The organism is Serratia sp. (in: enterobacteria), from assembly GCF_046715635.1.
In the GTDB taxonomy this organism is placed as follows: Bacteria; Pseudomonadota; Gammaproteobacteria; order Enterobacterales; family Enterobacteriaceae; genus Chania.
On record NZ_JBKJYW010000436.1, the window covers coordinates 1 to 4,309 of the forward strand.

The 4,309-nt window shown below is 55.7% G+C and carries 2 protein-coding genes and 1 tRNA gene; all 3 read left to right on the top strand.

Annotation, left to right across the window (positions count from 1 at the left end):
- On the top strand, positions 1-2,734 hold a 2,734-nt coding region (locus tag ACLQ7H_RS22795), incomplete at its 5' end, for a beta-galactosidase (protein ID WP_411754628.1).
- Between the two features lie 112 nt (positions 2,735-2,846).
- Positions 2,847-2,922, top strand: a tRNA-Asn gene (locus ACLQ7H_RS22800).
- Between the two features lie 162 nt (positions 2,923-3,084).
- Positions 3,085-4,309 (top strand): tyrosine-type recombinase/integrase (locus ACLQ7H_RS22805; protein WP_411754629.1); only part of this gene is annotated, 1,225 nt, incomplete at its 3' end.

Sequence of the window (4,309 nt, forward strand, 5' to 3'; positions counted from 1 at the left end):
ACGCAACCCCGTCGGCTCCTACCGCCGGAACTTCGCCATCCCCGCCGAGTGGAAGGGCCGGCCGGTGCACCTCGTGTTCCAAGGCGTCGATTCCGCCTGCTACGTCTGGCTCAACGGCGAGAAAGTCGGCTACTCGCAGGACTCCCGCACCCCGGCCGAGTTCGATGTCACGAAGTTCCTCAAGGACGGAGACAATGTTCTCGCGGTGGAGGTCTATCAGAATTCCGACGGCTCCTATTTGGAAGACCAGGACATGTGGCGGATGAGCGGGATTTTCCGCGACGTCAGCCTGCTGCATAAACCCGCTGCTCACCTGAGCGATATCCATATCACCACGCCACTGAGCGACAGCTTCCGCCGTGGGGAACTGGTGGTAGAAGTACAAACGAATCGGCCCCAGCAACATCGGGTTCAGGTGCAGCTGTGGCGCAAGGAAGCCCTGATTGCCGAGCAGACGCAAAGCTTCGGCAGTGAGATTATCGATGAGCGCGGCGCTTATGACGATCGCACCACGCTGCGTTTGCCCGTGGAACAGCCAGCGCTCTGGAGTGCGGAAACGCCGGAGCTGTATCGCGCGGTGATCCTGTTACTTTCCCCCACCGGGGAACTGATAGAGGCAGAAGCCTATGACGTCGGGTTCCGCCAGGTTGCCATCAGCAATGGGTTGCTGAAGCTCAACGGTCAGCCCTTGCTGATCCGGGGCACCAACCGCCACGAGCACCATCCAGAACATGGCCAGGTGATGGATGAAGCCACCATGCGCCGGGATATCCTGCTGATGAAGCAGCATAACTTCAACGCGGTGCGCTGCTCCCATTATCCGAACCATCCGCTGTGGTACAAACTGTGCGATCGGTACGGCTTGTATGTGGTTGACGAAGCCAATATTGAAACCCACGGCATGCAGCCGATGAACCGGCTTGCGAACGATCCGCTCTGGCTGCCCGCCATGAGCGAGCGCGTTACGCGCATGGTGCAGCGCGATCGCAACCATGCCTGCATCATCATCTGGTCCTTGGGCAACGAGTCCGGCCATGGCTGCAATCATGATGCACTATACCGCTGGGTGAAAAGCCAGGATCCTACCCGCCCGGTGCAGTATGAAGGTGGAGGTGCCAATTCGGCAGCCACGGATATCGTGTGCCCGATGTATGCCCGCGTCGATCAGGATCAGCCTTTCCCGGCGGTGCCTAAATGGTCGATCAAGAAGTGGATCGGCATGCCCGATGAACAACGCCCGTTAATCCTGTGCGAATATGCGCATGCGATGGGCAACAGCTTTGGCGGCTTCGATCGCTACTGGCAGGCTTTTCGCAAGCACCCGCGCCTGCAAGGCGGCTTTGTTTGGGACTGGGTCGATCAAGCCTTAAGCCGCACAGATGGCAGCGGCCAGACTTATTGGGCCTACGGCGGAGACTTTGGCGATACCCCCAACGATCGTCAGTTCTGCCTCAACGGGCTGGTCTTCCCCGATCATAGCCCCCACCCGGCACTGTTCGAAGCGCAACGCGCGCAGCAGTTTTTCCAGTTTCAGTTTGATGCCCAGCAGCTGGCACTCACCATCACCAGCGAATACCTGTTCCGGGCAACCGACAATGAACAGCTTAACTGGCGGCTGGAGTTGGACGGCGTAGAACGAGCCAGCGGTAGCCTGATGTTCAACTTGCCCCCACAAGGCAGCACCACGGTCACCCTGCTGGATAAGTTACCGATGATCCACCGCCCAGGCGAGCTGTGGCTGAACGTGGAAGTGGTACAGCCTGATGCCACGGACTGGTCAGAAGAACATCATCGTTGCGCCTGGGATCAATGGCGTTTGCCACGCACCTTACACCTGGCGCCACCAACCAACGGCGGCTCTGCCCCGCAGTTAACGCAGAACGAGCAGCAGATTGACATCACTCACGGCAACCAACGCTGGCAGTTCGAGCGGATTTCCGGCTGCCTGAGCCAGTGGTGGCAAGATGACGTCGCTACCCTACTGACACCGCTGCGTGATAATTTTATCCGTGCGCCGTTGGATAACGACATTGGCATCAGCGAAGTGGATCGTATCGACCCTAACGCCTGGATCGAGCGCTGGAAATTGGCGGGGATGTATCAACTGGAGGAGCAGTGCACGCAGATTTATGCCGATGCGTTGGGCGACGGTGTGCGGGTGGTGACCGAGCATACGTTCAGCTTTAACCAGCAGGTGCTGCTGCACAGCCGTAAGCAGTGGCTGTTCGATTGCCACGGCAGCGTGCAGGTTGAGGTAGACGTCACGGTGGCCGACGCCCTGCCCCCTCCCGCCCGTATCGGCCTCAGTTGCCAACTGGCTGAGGTGCACCCACAGGTGCAATGGTTGGGGCTGGGGCCGCACGAGAACTATCCGGACCGCAAGCTTGCTGCCCAACATGGGCTGTGGACCCGACCGCTGGAGCAGATGCATACGCCCTATATTTTCCCAGGGGAAAACGGCCTGCGCTGCGACACACAGCGACTGCAGTATGGCGAGCTGCAAGCCGAGGGACATTTCCACTTCTCGCTCAGCCGTTACGGCCTACAGCAGTTGATGAATTGCAGCCACGTGCATTTACTGAAAGAAGAGCCCGGCACCTGGCTACATCTGGATGCCCAGCATATGGGCGTGGGCGGTGACGACTCCTGGAGCCCAAGCGTTAATGAAGACTTCCTACTGACCGCTGGACGTTATCACTATCGGCTGAGCTTGAAACGAGTAATCATGGGATAAATCTGCCAAAAGCTCAACGGGTTGCGCATTCTGTAAGCAAACAAACGCAGAATGCGTAATCCCCTTTGACTTCCCCCCAGCACCCCGTTATCATTCCGCCCGTTCACACGATTCCTCTGTAGTTCAGTCGGTAGAACGGCGGACTGTTAATCCGTATGTCACTGGTTCGAGTCCAGTCAGAGGAGCCACTTTCTATTCCAAGGATGTTCACTGATGTCCATGGATGCAGTAAAATCAATAAGTTATACGTGAATGTGGTTACACTGAGTTCCACATTGTTACGTTGACTGCCACAACTTTTGGGGGCTTTATTAGGGGCCTGTTCGGTTCGATATAGTCGAGGCCCCCAAATGTCAATTTCTGATGTTGTTATCCGAAACACCAAGCCCCAAGACAAACCCTTCAAGCTGAGTGATAGCGCTGGTCTATACCTGCTGGTCAAACCCAACGGTTCAAAACTCTGGAATCTCAAGTACCGCTATGGCGGAAAGGAAAGGAAGCTGGCCTTTGGTGCCTACCCTGCTGTTTCTTTAACGTTGGCCAGAAAACTACGCGACGACTCACGCGCCGAACTGGCACAAGGTAATGACCCAGGTCAGACCCGGCGTCATGAAAAGCAGGCCAGAAAGGTAGGCAGTACTCTGGAAGAAGTAGCCCGCACCTGGCACAAGAGCAACCGCACCTGGTCTGAAAATCACTCAAACCGTATATTACGAAGCCTTGAAATGTATCTGTTCCCGCCTCTGGGAAAACAAACCATTTCCGATATCAGCACGGCTGATTTGCTATATGTCCTCAAGGCTATCGAAGACAAAGGATTTCTGGAGGTTGCCATGCGGCTGCAGCAGCGCATCGTCAGCATCATGCGCTATGCCATTCAGAATCAGATGATCAAATATAACCCGGCGCTCGACTTGAGCGGAGCCATTGCCGTACCGAAAAAGCGTCACCACCCTGCTATCCCCCTTTCCCAACTGCCCGATTTCTTTGCCCGGCTGAATCAGGATAACGGACGATTACTAACCCGTCTGGCACTCCGCTTTAACCTTTATGTATTTGTCCGTTCAAGCGAGTTACGTTTTGCCCGGTGGGAGGAAATTGATTTTGAGAATGCGCTCTGGACCATCCCCGCCACTCGGGAGCCGGTCCCCGGGGTCCGCTATTCCGAACGAGGATCAAAGATGAAAACTCCGCATCTGGTGCCACTCTCAACTCAGGCCATCATGCTGCTTAAGCAAATACATCAGCTATCCGGTCACGGTCAGCTCATTTTCCCCAATGACCACGATATGTTTAAAGTCATGAGCGAAAACACCATCAATAAAGCATTGCGGCGTCTGGGATACGACACAAAATCTGAAGTATGTGCGCATGGCCTAAGAGCCATGGCCTGCAGTTCCCTCATTGAGTCAGGAAAGTGGTCGCGGGATGCTATTGAACTTCAGATGAGCCATCAGGAAAGAAACTCTGTCAGAGCTGCCTATAACCATCTGGCCGAACATCTTGACGTCAGGAAAGAGATGATGCAGTGGTGGGCTGACTATCTTGACGCAAATCAGTCAGGCTATATTGCCC